At 59.4% G+C, this 20243-nt stretch carries 19 protein-coding genes; 9 read left to right on the top strand and 10 right to left on the bottom strand.

The window, feature by feature from the left end; translation table 11 throughout:
* Positions 1-10: 10 nt before the first annotated feature.
* From ACQZ5G_RS15610 to ACQZ5G_RS15585, 6 genes are all read right to left on the bottom strand, one after another.
* Positions 11-1069 (bottom strand): ABC transporter ATP-binding protein, encoded by a 1059-nt coding sequence (locus tag ACQZ5G_RS15610; RefSeq protein ID WP_003524203.1) that lies wholly within the window; start codon positions 1067-1069, stop codon positions 11-13.
* Positions 1070-1170: 101 nt separating this feature from the next.
* Positions 1171-1992: a carbohydrate ABC transporter permease gene (locus ACQZ5G_RS15605; protein ID WP_031233854.1), complete on the bottom strand. Its 822-nt coding sequence runs from the start codon at positions 1990-1992 to the stop codon at positions 1171-1173.
* A gap of 14 nt (positions 1993-2006) precedes the next feature.
* A complete protein-coding gene (locus ACQZ5G_RS15600) occupies positions 2007-2945 on the bottom strand; it encodes a carbohydrate ABC transporter permease (protein WP_448736428.1) in 939 nt (312 codons plus the stop codon).
* Complete coding sequence (locus ACQZ5G_RS15595; protein ID WP_448736429.1) at positions 2945-4273, bottom strand: ABC transporter substrate-binding protein; 1329 nt, start codon at positions 4271-4273, stop codon at positions 2945-2947. Before ACQZ5G_RS15595 ends, ACQZ5G_RS15600 begins: the two co-directional genes overlap by 1 nt.
* A gap of 105 nt (positions 4274-4378) precedes the next feature.
* On the bottom strand, positions 4379-5035 hold the full coding sequence (locus ACQZ5G_RS15590) for a GntR family transcriptional regulator (protein WP_448736430.1): 657 nt from the start codon (positions 5033-5035) through the stop codon (positions 4379-4381).
* A 21-nt stretch (positions 5036-5056) separates the two neighbouring features.
* Complete coding sequence (locus ACQZ5G_RS15585; RefSeq protein ID WP_448736431.1) at positions 5057-5941, bottom strand: dihydrodipicolinate synthase family protein; 885 nt, start codon at positions 5939-5941, stop codon at positions 5057-5059.
* A 307-nt stretch (positions 5942-6248) separates the two neighbouring features.
* Between ACQZ5G_RS15585 and ACQZ5G_RS15580 the strand changes: the two genes are divergently transcribed.
* The 7 genes from ACQZ5G_RS15580 (at position 6249) to rutF (ending at position 11526) form a co-directional block, all read left to right on the top strand.
* The gene (locus ACQZ5G_RS15580; protein WP_269829914.1) at positions 6249-6860 is read left to right on the top strand and encodes a biliverdin-producing heme oxygenase; all 612 of its coding nucleotides are present in this window, start codon (positions 6249-6251) and stop codon (positions 6858-6860) included.
* A 462-nt stretch (positions 6861-7322) separates the two neighbouring features.
* Complete coding sequence (gene rutA / locus ACQZ5G_RS15575; RefSeq protein WP_448736432.1) at positions 7323-8414, top strand: pyrimidine utilization protein A; 1092 nt, start codon at positions 7323-7325, stop codon at positions 8412-8414.
* Entirely contained in the window at positions 8411-9151 is a 741-nt protein-coding gene (gene rutB / locus ACQZ5G_RS15570; protein WP_003492071.1) for a pyrimidine utilization protein B, read from the top strand. The genes rutA and rutB overlap by 4 nt, the downstream gene beginning before the upstream one ends.
* Before the next feature lie 25 nt (positions 9152-9176).
* Positions 9177-9563, top strand: coding sequence for a pyrimidine utilization protein C (gene rutC / locus ACQZ5G_RS15565; RefSeq protein WP_003492069.1), 387 nt, complete (start codon positions 9177-9179; stop codon positions 9561-9563).
* 13 nt (positions 9564-9576) lie between these two features.
* A complete protein-coding gene (gene rutD, locus ACQZ5G_RS15560) occupies positions 9577-10368 on the top strand; it encodes a pyrimidine utilization protein D (RefSeq protein ID WP_448736433.1) in 792 nt (263 codons plus the stop codon).
* 16 nt (positions 10369-10384) lie between these two features.
* Positions 10385-10975, top strand: coding sequence for a malonic semialdehyde reductase (locus ACQZ5G_RS15555; protein ID WP_020810327.1), 591 nt, complete (start codon positions 10385-10387; stop codon positions 10973-10975).
* A gap of 26 nt (positions 10976-11001) precedes the next feature.
* Positions 11002-11526, top strand: a complete 525-nt coding sequence (rutF, locus tag ACQZ5G_RS15550) for an NADH-dependent FMN reductase RutF (protein WP_448736434.1) — start codon at positions 11002-11004, stop codon at positions 11524-11526.
* A gap of 69 nt (positions 11527-11595) precedes the next feature.
* Here rutF and ACQZ5G_RS15545 read toward each other — a convergent pair whose 3' ends face one another.
* The 3 genes from ACQZ5G_RS15545 to ACQZ5G_RS15535 form a co-directional block, all read right to left on the bottom strand.
* Complete coding sequence (locus ACQZ5G_RS15545; RefSeq protein WP_003522629.1) at positions 11596-13041, bottom strand: NAD(P)(+) transhydrogenase (Re/Si-specific) subunit beta; 1446 nt, start codon at positions 13039-13041, stop codon at positions 11596-11598.
* Positions 13042-13060: 19 nt separating this feature from the next.
* Positions 13061-14635, bottom strand: coding sequence for a Re/Si-specific NAD(P)(+) transhydrogenase subunit alpha (locus tag ACQZ5G_RS15540; protein WP_448736435.1), 1575 nt, complete (start codon positions 14633-14635; stop codon positions 13061-13063).
* Positions 14636-14832: 197 nt separating this feature from the next.
* A complete protein-coding gene (locus tag ACQZ5G_RS15535) occupies positions 14833-16716 on the bottom strand; it encodes an MFS transporter (protein ID WP_003522627.1) in 1884 nt (627 codons plus the stop codon).
* A gap of 508 nt (positions 16717-17224) precedes the next feature.
* Here ACQZ5G_RS15535 and ACQZ5G_RS15530 point away from each other — a divergent pair.
* Both ACQZ5G_RS15530 and ACQZ5G_RS15525 read left to right on the top strand, forming a co-directional pair.
* Positions 17225-18259, top strand: a complete 1035-nt coding sequence (locus tag ACQZ5G_RS15530; RefSeq protein WP_003522626.1) for an aspartate-semialdehyde dehydrogenase — start codon at positions 17225-17227, stop codon at positions 18257-18259.
* A 215-nt stretch (positions 18260-18474) separates the two neighbouring features.
* Positions 18475-19290 carry a lytic murein transglycosylase gene (locus ACQZ5G_RS15525; protein ID WP_003522625.1) on the top strand — a complete coding sequence of 272 codons (816 nt, stop codon included), beginning with the start codon at positions 18475-18477 and terminating at the stop codon, positions 19288-19290.
* A gap of 192 nt (positions 19291-19482) precedes the next feature.
* Here the strand turns inward: ACQZ5G_RS15525 and ACQZ5G_RS15520 are convergent, their stop codons facing one another.
* Positions 19483-20124 (bottom strand): carbonic anhydrase, encoded by a 642-nt coding sequence (locus ACQZ5G_RS15520; protein ID WP_003522624.1) that lies wholly within the window; start codon positions 20122-20124, stop codon positions 19483-19485.
* Positions 20125-20243 lie beyond the last annotated feature (119 nt).

Below are 20243 nucleotides of genomic sequence, written 5' to 3'. Positions count from 1 at the left end.
CTGTCACCTGTCAGATACGCTTGCCGCTGTCCTTGTCGAACAGATGCACTGTTGCCGGATCAATGGCAATGTGGATCGTATCGCCGAAGCGGACATTGAGGCGCTCGCGGAACAGGCAGGCGATGTCATCGCCCTTGCAATTGAGCTTGGCGTAGATTTCCGAGCCGGTGCCTTCGACCAGTTCGACCCGGCCTTCGATGCCGGTCTCAGCGGCGCGGATATGTTCCGGCCGCACGCCATAAACGAGATCGCGGCCGCCAAGTGTGCCGAGATCGGCATTGGTGGGCAGCGGCAGGCTGAGGCCCTTGGCGGTGCGGAACACGCCTTCCTCCACCCGGCCGCGAATGAAATTCATGGCGGGCGAGCCGATGAAACCGGCAACGAAGAGGTTGGCGGGATTGTCGTAAAGCTCCAGCGGCGCGCCGATCTGCTCAATGACGCCATCATGCAGCACCACGATCTTGTCGGCCATGGTCATGGCTTCCACCTGATCGTGGGTAACATAGATGGTGGTGGTGCCGATGCGCTGGTGCATGGCCTTGATCTCGCCGCGCATCTGCACGCGCAGCTTGGCATCGAGGTTGGAGAGCGGTTCATCGAACAGGAAGACCTGCGGGTCGCGCACCAGCGCGCGGCCCATGGCGACACGCTGGCGCTGGCCGCCGGAGAGCTGGCGCGGATAACGGTCGAGCAGTTTTTCCAGCCCCAGAATGGCGGCTGCCCGGTCCACCTTGGCCTTGGTTTCCTCCGCGCTCACCTTTTTCAGCTTCAGCGCGAAGCCCATATTATCCTTCACCGTCATGTGCGGATAAAGCGCGTAGTTCTGGAAGACCATGGCGATATCGCGGTCGCGGGCGGGCAGGTTGCTGACCTCGCGCGCGCCGATGTGGATTTCGCCGTCGCTCAGTTCTTCCAATCCGGCGATCATGCGCAGCAGGGTGGATTTGCCGCAGCCGGAGGGGCCAACAAGCACGACGAATTCGCCATCCTTGATGTCGATATCGATGCCGTGGATGATGTTGACCGCGCCGAAGCGCTTCTGGACGTTCAGGATATTGACCGGTGCCATTGTAAAGGTTCCCGTTACGAGCAATTCCAGCAAAAGTGCGTCGCGGTTTTGCGTTCGGAATTGCGTTAAAAGAGTAAGGGCATGGAATGCCCTTCGTTGGTTCAGCCGCCCTTGACGGCGCCGGCGGTAAGACCCGCCACGATCTGTTTCTGTGCGAACATGGTGAGCAGCAGCACCGGCAGCGTCACGATCAGCGCGGCAGCGGCCAGCGGACCCCAGCTGACCTGTTCGAAGGACAGCATGTTGTAGACCGCGACCGGCAGGGTGCGGGTTTCACGGCTGGCCAGCACGATGCCGAAGACGAAGTTGTTCCACGAGAAGATGACCGCGAGGATGAAGGAGACGACGATGCCGGGCTTGGCGATCGGCAGCGCCACGAGGCGAAACACCTGCCAGGAGGATGCGCCATCGATGCTTGCCGCTTCTTCCAGCTCTTTAGGCGTGGTCTCGAAATAACCGATCATGATCCAGACGACGATCGGAACCGTCACGACAAGATGGATGATGATCTGCGGCCAGAGCGTGCCGAGCAGGTTCAGCCATTGGAACAGCAGGAACAGCGGAATGAGGAAGGAGAGGCCGGGTGTCATGCGGGCGATCATGATGACGACAGCCGACTTTTCCGCCTTCAGCCTTGCGATGCCGTAACCGGCGGGCACGCCGATCACCAGCGCCAGAATGGTGGCCGCACCTGTCACGAGGACCGAATTCCAGAAATAGAGGAAGAAATTATTCTCCTCGAACACCTTCACATAATTCGACCAGGCGAAACGTTCAGGAATGAGGATCGGCGGATAGGCGCCGTTGTCGATCTCGTATTTCAGCGAGAGCGAGATCATCCAGATGAAGAACAGGATGACCGGCGAGATCATCACCAGCGCCACGAAGAACAGGCCGATGCGATCAAGTGTCTTGCGTTTCAGAATCTGGCGGCTCATCAGCGATCCTCCATCTCGTTCCATTGCGAGCGCTGGCGCACCATCAGAAGCACGAAGGAGAGCGCCACGATGATGATGAAGAAGACGACGGCCATGGCCGAGCCGTAACCGATGTCGTAGTAGGCGAACGCCGTATTATAGAGATAGATGTTGATGGTTTCGGACGCGGTGCCGGGCCCCCCTTGAGTCATCGCATAGATGATGTCGAAGCTTTTGACGGCGTCGATGGAGCGGATGATGACGGCGATCATCAGGAAGGGCGCAATCATCGGCATGGTGAGATAACGAAACTTCTGCCAGGCGTTGGCACCGTCGATTTCGGCGCTCTCATAGGGTTCGCGGGGTACTGCGGCCAGCCCGCCGAGCACGATCAGCATGACCAGCGGCGTCCACTGCCAGGTTTCCACCAGCACCAGCGAGGGAATGACGGTCGACTGGTTGTAGATCCATTCCAGCGGTCCGATGCCGATGAGCGACAGCAGATAGTTCAGGACGCCGAGCTGCGGGTGGAACATCATGGTCCAGACGAGCGCGATGGCGACCGGGGTCGCCATCATCGGCATGACGAAGACGCCGCGCAGAAAACCGCGCAGCGGAAACTGCGCATCGAAAACCAGCGCCGCCAATGTTCCGAGGAACAGCGGGGCGACCACCGACAGCACGGTATAAATGAGCGTGTGCCAGAGCGATTCCCAGAACCTGATATCGCCGGCGAGCCGGATATAGTTCTCGAAACCGATAAAGCTCTGCTCCTGTCCGAGCGTCCAGCGATGCGCGCTCATCCACAGGGTAAAGACCCATGGAAAAACGATAACCGCCGAAATGACGATAAGTGCCGGTATGACAAAGGGCCAGTAGTTGGGAGCAAGCCTTGCCGGCCTGCTCCCTTCTCTACGACTGACGCCTGTCTTGGTGTTTTCGATGCTCACGGAGGCCATTATCCCTCGCTACGTGCCAGAACGGGTGCGAACTGTTCCGTCGCCTTTTTCAGTTCAGCCGCCGGGTCCGCGCCGCCGATCATGTTGGTGAGGCCGACGCCGTAGATGTCGCGGAATTCCGTCACCGGAATGATGACGGGAAGCGCAAGCTGCGAGACCTTGCCGGAACCGACAACGGCGTCCAGCCAGGCGGCCGGCATCTTCACGCCTTCGCGGACTTTCTGGTCTTCGAGGATGGACTGGCGGAATGGAACGCCGGCGCCGGCCTGCAACAGACGCGCGCCCATTTCATGCGAGATCGCCCATTGGCAGAAGAGGTAAGCGGCTTCCTTCTTGCTGCTGGCTTCGACGACGCCGAGACCGTCGCCAAACGTGCCGGCGGCCTGAACTGCCGGGCCCTTCGGCATGACGCCGTAACCGACCTTGCCGACCACGCGGGATTTTTCCGGGTTCTCGATTGGCGGCGCAAAACCGACGCCATCGAACCACATGCCGATCTTGCCCTGCAGGAAGGCCGACTGCGCTTCCGCCCAGTTGAAGCCGGAGACGCCGGGAGGGGCGGCCTTGGTCATCAGGCGCTGATAGAGTTTTGCCGCTTCCACCGCTTCCTTGGATTCGGTGTTGACCTTTCCGTCCACGATTGGCCTTGCGCCGTAACCCAGCATCAGCGAGGTCCAGACCGGGGTATTGGCGTTCTTCAGCCCACGCGCCACGAAACCATAGGTGTTGGTTGCGGGATCGGTAATCTTTTCCGCCGCCGTCACCAGTTCCTCGAAGGTCTCGGGGTATTTCAGGCCCTTGGCTTCGAAGAGTTCCTTGTTCCAGTAGACGATCCAGTAATCCACGGAGAAGGGCAACGAGCGCAGCACGCCGTCACTATCCTTGGCAAACAACATGCCGGCCTCGGCAAAATCCTTCTCCGCAAGCGACGGATCGGTCAGCGACGGGTCCTTCAGGAAGCCGCTGATATCGGCGAGCCATTTGCCCTTTTCGAACTGGCGCTTCTGAACGTGGTAGCTCAGATGCACCACATCGAAGCTCGGCTTGCCGGAGGAAAGCTCGATCACGACCTTCTGGCGCTGCTGCTGTTCCGGCGTTGCTTCGGCACTGACCTTGATGCCGGTCAGCTCTTCGAATTCGCTGAGATATTTGATCAGCGTTTCGCTGCGCGGGCTTTTGACGAGATTGACCTCAAGCGTGGTGCCGGCGTGTTTTTTCCAGTTCACCGCTGCCGATGCCGGGCGAATGCCGAGCATCGCGCCGCCGCCAAGCGCCGCCGTGCCTGCCAGAAAGGCGCGACGCGTGGGGTTGAGCAATGAATGCGTCATGTCAGTTCTCCTCCAGATTAGCCGGAAATTCTCCTCACCCCGGCTTGTTGCTTATTTTCCTGCAATCCCGGCGCAGGACCCTCTTCAGTCCCTGCCGGAATTGCCCTATACCGCCAGCGCCCTGTCCCTTGCGTTGCGGATATGGGCGGTCAGCCGTTCCACGGCGTCTTCGACGGATCGCCTCTCGATGGCTTCGAGAATGGCGAGATGTTCCTTCATCACCGACTTCACATGGCCGGCGATGCGGAAGCGCTCCTGATTGATGAGGCGCATCTTGATGGAATTGACCCGGTAGGCATTCGAGATGATCGAATTGCCGAGCGCATCGATGAAGGCATCGTGCATGCCCCAGTCCACCTGCTGCGCATGCTCGTCCAGTTCCGGCGATTCCCCGCCATTTTCAGCCGCTTCGGCAATATCGCGATGCTGTTTTAAGAGCTTCGTGATGGCCTCGTCGGAGGCCGAGCGGGTAAAGAGCGCGACGGCCTCCTTTTCGAGAAAGATGCGGAACTGGAACGCCTCGCGGATGAGGTTGAGATCGATATGGGCGACCTGCAACCCCCGTTGCGGCACGGTCTTGATAAGGCCTTCCGCCTCCAGCCGCGGAATGGCCTCCCGGATCGCCCCCAGCGGCAGACCCGTCAATTCCACGAGGCGGCGTTGCGAGATGAATTGTCCCGGGCGAACGTCGCGCGAGAGAAGGTGATGCGTAAAGCTCTCATACGCCCGTTCCCGCAATGTCTGTTCGCCGGTATCTTCCATGCTCAACCTTTCAAGGCCTGTTCAGGCGGCCTGTTTGCGAAACAGCGCATCGAACGCGCCTTCGATCTGCCGCCGGTCCTCCGGTGAAATGGCGACGAGCGGTGCGCGCACGTCCGACCAGATATTTTCCCCTGTCGTGTGTGATACCAGCACCTTGACCGCTGGCGTAACCGGAAATTTCAGAAGTTCCACAACAAGATCTTCGATGCGCTTGTCGTCCTTGCCGTCGACGGCCATGGCGCGGACTTCCTGTGTCAGGAAATTGGCGACGCCGGAGATCGCGCCCTGACCGCCGAGGCGAACACCCTTCGCCAGATCGCGCTCATCGCCGATCAGGATGGCGAGATCGCCATGTTCTTTCAGCAGGCGCTCGGTATGGCTCCAGTTGCCGGAGGAATCCTTGACGCCGGTGACGATGCCGGGGAATGCCTTTTTCAGCCGTCCAACCAGCTCGACCGACAATGTCACCATGGTCACGGAGGGGATGTTGTAGACGAGAATGTCGCGAGCGCCCTTGCCGATCTTTTCGAACACCGCCGAGAACCAGGCAAACAGGCCGTCATCGCCGACATTCTTGAAATAGGAGGGCGGAGCGAGAAGAATATTGCGGGCGCCGGCCTTCAGGGCCTCTGCCGACTGGTCGGCCGCGTCCTCGATGGAATCCACCAGAACGCCGGTGACCAGACGGGAAGGCGCAACGCCTGACTCGATGAAGCGGGAAAGAATGACCTGCCGTTCACGGCTGCCGACGGAGCATCCTTCGCCCGTGGTGCCGAAGAGTGTCACGCTGTCGCAGCCATTTGCGAGGCAGCGTCGGGCATGGGCGATCATGGCGTCGATATCGACCGTTCCGTCCTTTTTGAAAGGGGTGGTCAGGGCTGCCGAAAGGCCAAATTTCTGGGTCAAGTAAGATGCTCCTCGAAGGTGATTGCGCATTGATAACGCGCTGACATGTTAGTTGTAAAGAGGTAATTGCAGTTTGACTGTTCGGAAGATGGGAAGCGAGGAATTCGCTTCGTCGTGCGTTGAGCGGCAACGCTGCGAGGCGTTGGGATGGAAGGGTTGTACAGGGGCAGGGGATGCCGCTTTACCGTGGCGACAGCGGGCTTATGCTCTTTGCAGGGCGAACGGATAAATGCGAAAATAAAATTTGACTGTTGAAGTAAAGATTTTTATCAGCAATCTGAATATCAGGGATAAAGGGACCATCATCATGACCATTGCGGAGCCGTCAGCGCCTGTAGCAGACATTGAGCAGAGCCGCGTCAAGCGCCTGAAAGCTGCGACGCGCGGCGCGCATGGCGATCTCGATGCCTTCATCATGGCATCGAAGCCGTTCGAGAGCCGGGAGAACTTCGGCAAATTCGTGGAAACGCAATATCTTTTCCATCGTGACCTCGATGTCTTCTTTTCCAATGCGACGCTCGACGGCCTGCTTCCCGATCTCAAGGGCCGCCGCCGTCTCTCCATGATCGAGCAGGACCTCGCCGATCTCGGTCTTGCCATTCCCGAAACCGCCGAGCCGCGCTTCACTGGTGAAACGCCGTTCGATCTGCCCGAGGCCATGGGTTGGCTTTATGTGGTCGAAGGCTCCAATCTGGGCGCTGCCTTCCTGCTGAAGGATGCGGCCAAGCTTGGTCTGAATGAAGACTTCGGGGCACGCCATCTGGCCGGTGCTCCGGAAGGACGCGGCCTGCACTGGCGCACTTTCACCGCCGCGCTCGATGAGATTTCGCTGACAGTCGAAGAGGAAGAGCGGGTCATCGCCGGTGCGGAAGCGGCTTTCCGGGCCGTGCATGCTTATGCGCGGCAGCGCCTCGTCTGAGATTTCGGCATAGCTTTGCGGCAGCTCCTTTGAGAGCGCTTGGAATGCTGCGTGTGCATGGATGTTTGGCCGGGTTTTAGCACCCTCACGGCGTCACCCCGGACTTGATCCGGGGTCCAGCGTGATCAAGTCCTTGATCGCAAGAGACTCATTCCTCACGGCGCAGACGCGCCGTGGCTGGCTGCCGGATCTAGTCCGGCATGACGGAGAGGGGCTTCCGGATTTTGTACGACGCTCCACGACCCTCGTAAGAGCCGCCCATTTCCCGCAGATTGCATTCGATATTTGCCGAATAAACAGGCAAATAATTTTATCAAATGATAAAATTTTTATCTTTTGGTAAAAATAATTCGCCTCCAAAATTTTATCCATTTGATAAAATTATTTTATTTGGTCTGGCACAGAACCTGCTACTCTTTTGCCAAGTCAGGAGACACCTGATGCAAAAAAGGGAACAGCAAGATGGAAGTTGGTGTTTTTATCCCGATCGGGAACAATGGTTGGCTGCTGTCAGAAAACGCGCCGCAATACAAACCGAGTTTCGACCTGAACAAGGCCATCACCTTGAAGGCGGAGCAATATGGTTTCGACTTCGCGCTCTCGATGATCAAGCTGCGCGGTTTTGGCGGCAAGACCGAATTCTGGGACTATAATCTGGAATCCTTCACGCTGATGGCGGGCCTTGCCGCCGTCACCTCCAAGATCAAGCTGTTCGGCACGGCCGCTACGCTGGTCATGCCGCCGGCCATCGTTGCCCGCATGGCGACGACCATCGATTCCATTTCAGGCGGCCGTTTCGGCATCAATCTTATTACCGGCTGGCAGCGGCCGGAATACAGCCAGATGGGGCTTTGGCCGGGCGACGATTATTTCGGCGACCGCTACGAATATCTCGGCGAATATACCTCCATCTTGAAAGAGCTGCTGACGGAGGGCCAGTCGGACTACAAGGGCAAGTTCTTCCAGATGGAGGATTGCCGCATGAAGCCGGTGCCGCAGGGCCACGTCAAACTCATCTGCGCCGGCTCTTCCAATTCCGGCATGGCGTTTTCGGCCAAGTTCGCCGATTACAGCTTTTGCTTCGGCGTCGGCGTCAATACGCCGAAGGCCTTCGCGCCCACCAATGAGCGGCTGCTGGCGGCAACGGAAAAGACCGGCCGCGAGGTTAAGTCCGTCGTGCTGACCATGATCCTTGCCGAGGAAAAATCCGAAGATGCCTGGGCGAAATGGGAGCACTACAAGGCGGGTGCGGATGAGGATGCGATCAAGTGGCTCGGCCTGCAAAGCGCTGTGGATACTAAATCCGGCTCCGACACCAATGTCCGCCACATGTCCAATCCCGTCTCGGCGGTCAATATCAACATGGGAACGCTGATCGGCTCCTATGAGGAAGTGGCGGCCATGCTGGACGAGATGAGCGAAGTGCCGGGAACGGGCGGCGTGATGCTGACCTTCGACGACTTCCTCGAAGGCGTCGAGAAATTCGGCAAATATGTGCAGCCGCTGATGAAGAGCCGCGCGCATGTTCAGGCTGCACTGGAGGCTGCGGAATGAGTGAAGCCGTCGTGGCGGGTTACAAGGGCCCGGAAAGCCGTTCGGAAAGCGTGACGCTTCCCGCCCGGCCGGAGCCGATCACCCTGAAACCCAGCGAGACCGCCGTGGTCGTGGTCGACATGCAGAACGCCTATTCGACCGAGGGCGGTTATGTCGATCTGGCCGGTTTCGATATTTCCGGGGCCAAGGGCACCATCGCCAACATCAAGAAGACGCTGGATGCGGCGCGGGCGGCGGGCGTTCAGGTCATTTATTTCCAGAACGGCTGGGACAAGGATTATGTCGAGGCGGGCGGGCCGGGTTCGCCCAACTGGCACAAGTCCAACGCCCTGAAGACCATGCGCAAAAGGCCGGAACTACAGGGCCAGCTGCTGGCCAAGGGCACGTGGGATTATGCCATTGTCGACGAGCTGCAGCCGCAGCCCGGCGATATTCTGGTGCCGAAGACGCGTTACAGCGGTTTCTTCAATACCAATATGGACAGCGTGTTGCGCGCCCGCGGCATCCGCAATCTGGTCTTTGTCGGCATCGCCACCAATGTCTGCGTGGAAAGCTCGCTGCGCGACGCCTTCCATCTCGAATATTTCGGGGTGATGCTGGAGGATGCCACGCATCATCTCGGGCCGGACTATATCCAGCAGGCGACGGTCTACAATGTCGAGAAATTTTTCGGCTGGGTCGCCACCGTCAATGATTTCTGCGGCGTCATCTCGCAGGCCGCACCCGTCAGCGCTTGATATCCAACCACAAGAGGAGAACGAAATGCCGAAGAAGATCGTCGTGCCTGCCGGCACCAGCAAACCCATCGCTCCCTTTTCGCCGGGAACCCTTGCCGATGGCGTGGTTTACGTTTCCGGTACGCTGCCATTCGACAAGGACAATAATGTCGTGCATGTGGGCGATGCCAGCGCGCAGACCCGCCATGTTCTGGAAACCATCAAGTCCGTCATCGAAACCGCCGGCGGCACGATGGAGGACGTGACGATGAACCATATCTTCATCACCGACTGGGCGAATTATCAGGCCGTCAACACGGTCTATGCCGAATATTTCCCCGGCGACAAGCCGGCGCGTTATTGCATCCAGTGCGGCCTCGTAAAGCCTGACGCTCTGGTGGAAATCGCCACCGTCGCCCATATCGGCAAATAGGGCGAAACGGCAGATGATGCATTTCGAGGTTCATGGCCGGATTGATCCTGAGGCGCCTACAATCCTGCTGTCATCGGGACTGGGCGGATCGGGCGCCTATTGGGCACCGCAGATCGAAGCCCTTTCCGATCATTTCCGGATCGTCACCTACGACCATCGCGGAACCGGCAGGACCGGCGGCGAGGTGCCGCTGGATGGCGGCATATCGGCGATGGCGGATGATGTGCTGGAAATCGCTTCGGCGCTGAACCTCGAGAAATTCCACTTCATGGGTCATGCGCTTGGCGGTCTGATCGGCCTCGATATCGCGCTGCGCCAGCCCGGTCTCATCGACAAGCTCGTTCTGATCAATGCCTGGAGCAAGGCGGATCCGCATTCCGGGCGCTGCTTCGATGTGCGGATCGAGCTTCTGGAGAAATCCGGTGTCGAGGCTTTCGTGAAAGCCCAGCCGCTGTTTCTTTATCCGGCCGCCTGGATGTCGGAACATCAGGAGCGGCTGGCGCGGGACGATGCGCATGGCGTCGCGCATTTTCAGGGCAAGGCGAATGTGCTTCGGCGCATCGCGGCACTGAGGGCCTTTGACGTCGATAGTCGCCTCGGCGAGATCGGCAATCCGGTTCTGGTGGTGGGCACGAAAGATGATCTTCTGGTGCCCTACACCCGCTCCGTGCGTCTCGCTGAGGGTTTGCCGCAGGGGGAACTCTGCCTTCTCGATTTCGGGGCGCATGCGGTCAATATTACCGAAGCTGACCTTTTCAATGCTCGGCTTTTGCAGTTTCTGCTACCGGCAACACGAACATTCTGACGGGATTTTTAGGACAATGACCACAGCACTCGACGACAAGGCACTTGCAGCACTTTTCACCGCGGCGCGCACCCATAATGGCTGGGCTGACAAGCCGGTCGGCGACGAGACGCTGAGAGAGCTTTACGATCTGACGAAGATGGGTCCGACCTCGGCCAATTGCTCGCCGGGGCGTTTCGTGTTCGTACGCAGCCAGGAAGCGAAAGAAAAACTGCGGCCGGCGCTTTCGTCGGGCAATCTTGAAAAGACCATGGCAGCACCCGTCACCGTGATCGCCGCCATCGACCGCGAATTTTACGAGAAACTGCCGATGCTGTTTCCGCATGCCGATGCCCGTTCGTGGTTCACCTCCAGCCCGGCCGTGGCCGAGGAAACGGCCTTCCGCAATGCCACGCTGCAGGCGGGTTATCTCATCCTTGCAGCCCGCTCATTGGGCCTGGATACCGGGGCAATGTCCGGTTTCGACAAAGGCAAGGTGGATACGGCGTTTTTCGCAGGCACGACATGGAAATCCAATTTCCTGATCAATCTCGGCTATGGCGATCCGTCGAAGCTTTTCGGACGGTTGCCCCGCCTTGGCTTCGAAGACGCCTGTGTGCTGGCTTGATGGCCTGTTAAGGAAGGATGGGTTAGATGCAGATGATGTCTCTTGAAAAGGAAGCGGAAATGGAGACGAAGACTGCACAGCAGCGCAGCCTCGATTATAGAAACGCCATGGCGCGGCTCGGTGCGGCGGTCAATATCGTCACCACGGACGGGGCGGCAGGCCGTGCGGGCTTTGCAGCGACGGCGGTTTGCAGCGTTTCCGACAATCCGCCCACGCTTCTTATCTGCCTCAACCGCAATTCTTCCGCCTACAGGGTGGTGAAGGCCAATGGCGTCGTCTGCGTCAACACGCTCGCTGCCCATCACGAGGTGCTGAGCACGCTTTTCGGCGGCAAGACGCCGGCGGAAGAGCGTTTCGCCGCCGGGAGCTGGGGTGTGCTCGAAACCGGCGCGCCGGTTCTGCAGGACGCGCTTGTCTCTTTCGACTGCCGCATTCGCGAGGCGCATGACGGCGGCACGCATGATATTCTGATCTGCGAGGTTGTGGATATGAAGATCAATGAAGGCGATGAGGCGCTGATGTATTTCAACCGGCGTTACCGGGTGCTTTGATCCAGCGGGAGTTTTCCCTGTCGGAATGTAGAAAGGGCGTTTCCGGCCTCCCGGAAACGCCCTTTTCATTTACTTGATCAGCGGTAGAAGATCGTTGATCGACTTCTTGGCGTCGCCGTAGAACATGCGGGTATTGTCCTTGTAGAACAGCGGGTTCTCGATACCGGAGTAACCGGTGCCCTGGCCGCGCTTGGAGACGATGACCAGTTTGGACTTCCACACTTCCAGAACCGGCATGCCGGCAATCGGCGAGTTCGGATCGTCCTGAGCGGCCGGATTGACGATGTCGTTGGAGCCGATGACGATGACGACGTCGGTATTGGGGAAGTCGTCGTTGATCTCGTCCATTTCCAGCACAATGTCGTAGGGCACCTTGGCCTCGGCCAGCAGCACGTTCATGTGGCCGGGAAGGCGGCCTGCCACCGGGTGGATGGCGAAGCGTACGGTTTTGCCGTCGGCGCGCAGCTTGCGGGTCAGTTCGGAGACCGCGGCCTGCGCCTGCGCCACCGCCATGCCGTAGCCGGGAACGATGATGACGCTGTCGGCGTCATTCAGCGCGGCCGCCACGCCTTCGGCGTCGATCGCCACCTGCTCGCCCTCGATTTCCATCGCCGGACCCGTCGTGCCGCCGAAGCCGCCGAGGATGACCGAGATGAAGGAGCGGTTCATCGCCTTGCACATGATGTAGGAGAGGATCGCACCCGAGGAGCCGACCAGCGCACCGGTGACGATCAGCAGATCGTTGCCGAGCGTGAAGCCGATTGCTGCGGCCGCCCAGCCGGAATAGCTGTTCAGCATCGAAACGACGACAGGCATGTCGGCGCCGCCGATGCCCATGATCAGGTGATAACCGATGAAGAAGGCGGCCAGCGTCATCAGCACCAGCGTCCAAGCGCCGGCGCCGTTGCAATACATGATGAGCAGCACCAGCGACAGGATCGCAGCGCCGGCATTGAGCAAATGTCCGCCCGGCAGCTTCTTCGCCTTGCCGTCCACCTTGCCGGCGAGCTTGCCGAAGGCGACGACGGAGCCGGTGAAGGTGACTGCACCGATGAAGACGCCAAGGAAGACCTCGACCTTCATGATCGCCAGTTCAACCGGCGTCTTGTGGGCGAGAATGGCGGAAAAGCCCGTCAGCAGCGAACGCGCGGTCTCATCGAGCGAGGCGACATGCGCTTCCTCGATATGGGCGTTGAAGCCGATGAAGACGGCGGCGAGGCCGACGAAGGAGTGAAGGGCTGCAACAAGCTGCGGCATTTCGGTCATCTGCACGCGGCTTGCGACGAAATAGCCGAGAACGGAGCCACCCGCCAGCATCAGCAGCACCACGAGCCACTGCCCGACGCCCTTGCTGATCTCAGGGCCGAAGACGGTGGCGACGATGGCGAGACCCATGCCGACAATGCCGTACCAGACGGCGCGTTTGGCGCTTTCCTGTCCGGAAAGGCCACCAAGAGAAAGGATGAAAAGAACGGCTGCGGCAACATAGGCCGCGGAAACGATACCAATGGTCATTGAATGTCCCCTACACGGCTCAGGACTTCTGGAACATGGCGAGCATGCGCCGTGTCACGAGGAAACCGCCGACGATGTTGATCGTCGCGATCAGGACGGAAAGCGAGGCGAGGATCACCACCAGCCAGTTGCCGGAACCGATCTGCAGCAATGCGCCGATGATGACGATGCCGGAAATCGCGTTCGTCACCGCCATCAGCGGCGTGTGCAGCGAGTGGCTGACATTCCAGATGACCTGGAAACCGACGAAGCAGGCCAGCACGAAAACGATGAAGTGGCTCATGAAGCTTGCCGGCGCGAAAGCGCCCACCAGAAGCAGGATCGCCGTACCGACGGCGAGCAGGCCGACCTGGCTTTTCGTCTGCGCCTTGAAGTCCGCATGTTCCTTGGCGTGCTTTTCCTCAGGCGTAAGTTCTTTTGCTCTTTCCTTCGGCTTCTGCGCGGCAATCGCCTGAATTTTCGGCGGCGGCGGGGGATAAGTGATTTCACCCTGATAGGTGACCGTCGCACCGCGGATGACGTCGTCTTCCATGTTGTGAACCGGCTTGCCGTCCTTTGCGGGCGTCAGATCGGTCATCATGTGGCGGATGTTGGTGGAATAGAGCGTCGAGGCCTGTGTGGCCATGCGGCTCGGGAAGTCCGTGTAGCCGATGACGACGACGCCATTCTCTGAGACGACGCGCTGATCGGGAACCGTCAGATCGCAATTGCCGCCGCGCTCGGCGGCGAGGTCGATGATGACCGAACCCGGCTTCATCATCGCCACCATGTCGGCAAGCCACAGCTTCGGGGCGTCGCGGCCCGGGATCAGCGCCGTGGTGATGACGATATCGATCTGCGGCGCGAGTTCGCGGAATTTTTCGAGCTGCTTCTCGCGGAATTCCGGCGAGGAGGGGGCGGCGTAACCGCCGGTGGCGGCGCCGTCCTGCTGCTGATCGGCGAAATCGAGATAGACGAATTCCGCGCCCATGGATTCGATCTGTTCGGCCACTTCCGGGCGAACGTCGAAGGCATAAGTGATGGCGCCGAGCGATGTGGCCGTGCCGATGGCGGCAAGACCGGCGACGCCTGCGCCGATGACCAGCACCTTGGCGGGCGGCACCTTGCCGGCGGCGGTGACCTGACCGGTGAAGAAGCGGCCGAAATTATTGCCGGCCTCGATGACCGCGCGATAACCGGCGATATTGGCCATGGAGGACAGGGCGTCCATTTTCTGGGCGCGGGAAATGCGCGGCACCATGTCCATGGCGATGACATTTGCGCCCTTTTCCTTCGCCTGCTCCAGAAGGTCCTTGTTCTGGGCGGGATAGAAGAACGAGATCAGCGTCTTGTCCGAAGACAGGCGATCAATCTCCGACGTTTCCGGCGGACGAACCTTGGCGATGATGTCGGAACCGGCGTAAAGCGCATCGGCGCTGTCGACGATTGTTACACCGGCGGCGCGATAGGCGTCGTCGGAAAAACCCGCCGCCTTGCCTGCACCGGTTTCAAGAATGCAATCATATCCGAGTTTCTGCAATGCCTGGGCGCTGTCGGGCGTCATGCCGACGCGCGCCTCGCCCTCATATAATTCCTTAGGTGTCCCGATTCTCAAAATGGCTCTCCCTCTGCCTGATAATATAGGGGGGTCATAACCTATTCAGGGGGGCTTTGTCTCCATATTGATTTTGTCTTGCCTGCGACGGAATGACAGCCCGCTGCGACAGTCTTGTTCGATATGCGGACGTACCGCGCAATAAAAGAACCCGGCGCTTCAGCGCCGGGTTCCGAAAATGTCAAACAGGGTATGGCTCAATCCATGGCGTGGATATCGCGATCCTTGGTTTCCGGCAGGAACAGCAGGCCGACGACCAGCGTGATGCCCGCGAAGATGATCGGGTACCAGAGGCCGTAATAGATGTCGCCCTTCGCCGCGCTCATCGCAAAGGCGGTGGCGGGCAGAAGACCGCCGAACCAGCCGTTGCCGATGTGGTATGGCAGCGACATGCCGGAGTAGCGGATGCGGGTCGGGAACAGTTCGACCAGCAGGGCTGCGATCGGGCCGTAGACCATCGTCACGTAGATGACGAGAACGGTCAGGACCGCGATGATGACGACCCAGTTCACGGCGGCCGGATCGGCCACCATGGAGAAGGTGCCGCCACCGGCTACGGTGTAGACGGCCATTTCCGCCGCACCTGCGGCTTCTGCCGGTGTCAGCAGCTTGTCCGCCACCAGCTTGTCGGTCGCGACCATCTTCTTGTCGGCAGCGCGAACGGCCTCCGCATTGAGGTTAAGCTCCGGGTTTGCGGCAATGAAGGCATCCAGTTTCGCGTCCGGCACCTGTGCCGCGCCGCGCACCAGCGGGTAGCCGCCATCGTGAAGCGCCATGTTGACCTGCTTCTGGAAGGCCTTGTCCTTGGCTGCCGCATCCGCGCCGGCGGCCGCCGCATCGTAGCTGGCGATGGTCGCATCGCCGATCTTGATGCTGGCCGGCTGGCCGGCTGCTCCTGCAACCACGTCATAGGGAACGGAGTTGCGCGTCAGGAACGAGGTGGCGATATCGCAGGATGTCGTGAACTTCGCCGTGCCGGTCGGGTTGAACTGGAACTTGCAGTCGCCAGGGGCTGCGGTCACGGTGGCGCGAACGGTGGACTGGGCTTGTGCAAGCGCCGGGTTGCCAGCCCATGTCAGTGCCTTGAACAGCGGGAAGTAGGTCAGCATGGCAAGGATGAGACCGGCCATGATGATCGGCTTGCGGCCGATCTTGTCGGAAAGCCAGCCGAAGATGACGAAGAAGCTGGTGCCGAGGATGAGTGCCGCCGCCACCATGATGTTGGCGGACTGGCCATCGACCTTCAGGATGCTCTGCAGGAAGAACAGCGCGTAGAACTGGCCCGTATACCAGACAACGGCCTGGCCGATGACGGCGCCGACAAGCGCGATGAGCGCGATCTTGGCGTTTTTCCACTGGCCGAAGGCTTCGCTGAGCGGCGCTTTCGAGGTTTTTCCTTCTTCCTTCATCTTCTTGAAGGCCGGAGATTCGTTCATTTTCAGACGAATCCAGACCGATACGCCGAGCAGCAGAACGGAAACGAGGAAGGGAATGCGCCAGCCCCAGGCGGCGAAGGCTTCCTTGCCGAGTGCGAACTGCACGCCGAGGATGACCACCAGCGACAGGAACAGGCCAAGCGTCGCCGTCGTCTGGATCCACGAGGTGTAATAGCCCCTGCGGCCGTTCGGCGCATGTTCGGCGACGTAAGTTGCCGCACCGCCATATTCACCGCCGAGCGCCAGACCCTGCAGCATGCGCAGCGCGATCAGGATGATCGGAGCGGCAATGCCGATCTGCGATGCGCCGGGCAGGACGCCGACGAGGAAGGTCGAAACGCCCATGATGAGGATGGTGATGAGGAAGGTATATTTGCGGCCGACAATGTCGCCCAGACGGCCGAATACCAGCGCGCCGAAGGGGCGCACGAGGAAGCCGGCGGCGAAGGCCAGCAGCGCAAAGATGTTGCGTGTCGTTTCCGGATATTGGCTGAAGAAGTTCGCGCCGATATAGATCGCGAGCGAGCCGTACAGATAAAAATCGTACCATTCGAAGACTGTTCCGAGAGAAGAGGCGAAAATCACCTTCTTCTCTTCACCCGTCATTGGACGGGCGGCGCCGCTCACGGCTGCAATATCTGCCATTGTCTGTCCTCCACAGATGTCCCAATTGGCGCATTGCGGAGCCCATCTCTCTCCTCCGGACTCCCCATAAGGGTGCAATGCGCGGAGTGTCAGAGTGACAGAAAATTAACTGCAATAAGAGCGATGCTTTCGGATTATGACTTTAGTCTAATGCAAGGCGTCCCGAAAATGTCGCGGGGCCGATTTGACGTCTTGCGCAAGACGCTTCCAAACGCGCCTTTTTTCTTGACACAAACAAGAAACCTTCTAATAGCTTCTCGCGAAGAAGGAGCATCACCTTGCGCATGCATGTTGCAGACATGTTCGTCATGGAAGGACCGGCACAATCCGCCGGCGATGATCCGCGCCTTTCTCATTCTACCCGAATTACGGCCAAAACGACGATTAAAACCGTCTAACGTCTCTGGCCACCGCTCTCTCCCCGGTTTGGCTGGGGATCGAGGAAGCCGCGATCTGATGCGGGTTCCCACCTCACCAAAAAGAGGAGAGACAGAAAGAGAGCTTGATCATGGGTTTCAAAGTTGCAATTGCAGGCGCCACCGGCAACGTCGGTCGCGAAATGCTCAATATCCTGGCCGAACGCGGTTTCCCCGCCGATGAAGTCGTGCCGCTCGCTTCCGCCCGCTCGCAGGGCACGGAAGTCTCCTATGGCGACCGCACGCTGAAGGTCTCGAACCTCGAGAACTACGATTTTTCCGACACGGATATTTGCCTGATGTCGGCCGGCGGCGATGTTTCCAAGAAGTGGTCGCCGAAGATCGGCCAGCAGGGCTGCGTCGTCATCGACAACTCTTCCGCATGGCGCTACGACCAGGACGTTCCGCTGATCGTTCCGGAAGTGAACGCCGATGCGGTTGCGGGCTTCACCAAGAAGAACATCATCGCCAACCCCAATTGCTCCACGGCACAGCTCGTCGTCGCGCTGAAGCCGCTACATGACTTCGCCAAGATCAAGCGCGTCGTCGTCTCCACCTACCAGTCGGTTTCCGGCGCCGGCAAGGAAGGCATGGACGAGCTGTTCCAGCAGACCCGCGCCGTCTTCGTGGCCGATCCGGTCGAAGCCAAGAAGTTCACCAAACGCATCGCCTTCAACGTCATTCCGCATATCGATGTCTTCATGGAAGACGGTTACACCAAGGAAGAGTGGAAGGTTCTGGCCGAAACCAAGAAGATGCTCGACCCGAAGATCAAGGTCACCTGCACGGCCGTGCGCGTTCCGGTCTTCATCGGCCATTCGGAATCGGTCAATATCGAGTTCGAAAACGAGATCACCGCCGATCAGGCGCGCGATATCCTGCGCGAAGCGCCGGGTTGCCTCGTCATCGACAAGCGCGAAAACGGCGGCTACATCACCCCGGTTGAATCCGCCGGTGAGGACGCGACCTATATCTCGCGCATCCGCGAAGATGCGACGGTCGAAAACGGCCTCAACCTGTGGGTTGTTTCCGACAATCTGCGCAAGGGTGCGGCTCTCAACGCCGTCCAGATCGCCGAACTCTTGATCAATCGTGGTTTCATCAAGCCCCGCAAGGCGGCTGCCTGATACCATTTTTTAAGGTTCGTTAAGTATAACCCGTCTGTTCTGTGTGGGGCAGGCGGGTTTCATAATTGGCGACGATCACGGCCAGTTTATTTGCAGGCCTTGCTGCCGAAAGGCAATTTAGGCCGCCAAAAGACAGTTTTGGCACCTGAATCATACAGTATTGACGGTTTGGTTCTCGGGAAAAATTCCCCAAAGGATATCGAAGGCAGATTTTGATGCGGGCAATGAAGGTAATTCTGGCTGGTGTGGCCATGGTTTCGGTTCTGGCAGCGACGCCGGTTATGGCTGCGCAATGCGGCAACACTTCGGCGGGCTTCGATGCCTGGGTCGGCGCCTTCAAGCAGGAAGCGGCGGGCCGCGGCGTCAGCGCCTCGGTGCTCGACCGTGCTTTCTCCGGCGTCTCCTACAACCAGGCGACGATCCGCGCAGACCGCGGCCAGCACAGCTTCAAACTCTCCTTCGAACAGTTCATGCAGAAGCGTGGCGGTCAGACGATCATCTCGCGCGGCAAGACCATGAAGAAGAACAACGCTTCTCTCTTTGCTTCCATCGAGCGCGCCTATGGCGTGCCGGCCGGTCCGCTGCTCGCCATCTGGGGCATGGAAACCGGCTTTGGCGGCTTCATGGGTAACCAGCACACGCTTTCCGCCGTGGCGACGCTCTCCTTCGATTGCCGTCGTTCGGATTATTTCACCGAGCAGCTTTATGCGGCCCTCAAGCTCGTCGGCAGCGGTTCGCTGAACGTCAATGCCAAGGGTGCGGCCCATGGTGAAATCGGCCAGACGCAGTTCCTGCCGCTGAACGTCGTGCGTTACGGCGTGGATTTCGACCGCGACGGTCGTATCGATCTCGTCGGCTCGCGCGCCGACGCGCTGGCTTCCACGGCCAACTTCCTTGTCGGTCACGGCTGGCAGCGCGGCGCCGGTTATCAGCAGGGACAGGCGAATTACGCCGCCATCCAGGGCTGGAACGCCGCAAGCGTCTACCAGCAGGCCATTGCCTTCATCGGCAAGGCGATTGACGGCCAATAAGGTCTTAGGTTTGAAAGGCCTTGTGATCATAAGGCCTTATCCGCATTCTCGACGTCATCCTCGGGCTTGTCCCGAGGATCTGCAACGTTCCGATTTTGTGCGAGGTGGTTAGATCCTCGGGACAAGCCCGAGGATGACGGGAGTTACGGGAGCGGGGCCTAAAAGGTGCCCAATAGTGCAAGCCCGCTTCATTCACAGATCCGGACGACGAAAATCGCCCGTCTTGCCGTCCATCACCCACAATTCGCCGGTCGAAATATCGAACCATGCGCCGTGCAGCTTCACCTTGCCGGCGGTTTCCTGCGCCTTGACGAAGGGGAAGCCGCGCAGATTGGCGATGGAGGTGCGGATGGAAACCCGTTCCAGTGCAGTCTGGCGCTCCGATGCGGTCATCACGTCGTTGCTCTGGATCTGCTCGGCCGCGGATTTGACCATGTTCATCCATTTGCCGATGAAATCGCCGGGAGACAGCGGCTCGAGATTGGGGTCGAGTGCAGCCTGAATGCCGCCGCAGCGGCCGTGGCCCATGACGACGATATCCTTCACCTTCAGAACCTGAACGGCGTATTCGATGGCCGCCGAGGTGGCGTGGTACTGCCCGTCCGGCTCGAAGGGCGGTACCATGTTGGCGACGTTGCGGACGACGAAAAGCTCTCCCGGTCCGCAGTCGAAAATGGTTTCCGGCGCGGAGCGGGAGTCACAACAGGCAATGAACAGGGTCTGCGGCTTCTGTCCGGTGTCGGCCAGAACGCGGTATCTTTCGCGCTCGTCGACATAGCGGCCGCTCATGAAGTTCTTGTAGCCGTTGAGAAGGGTTTCCGGAAAATCTTTCATCTATCGCAGTACCGTTGTGGTTGGACCGAGATTAAGAGAAGAACTCGGTGCGTTGAAGACCAATCCTTTGGAGCATTTTCGTTTTTCTTCGAACCGCGAAACCGCTCCAACTCCTTGTT

The organism is Agrobacterium sp. 22-214-1 (genome assembly GCF_053522465.1).
Note: the sequence above shows the minus strand (reverse complement) of the source record. Positions and strands in the feature narration are given on the sequence as shown.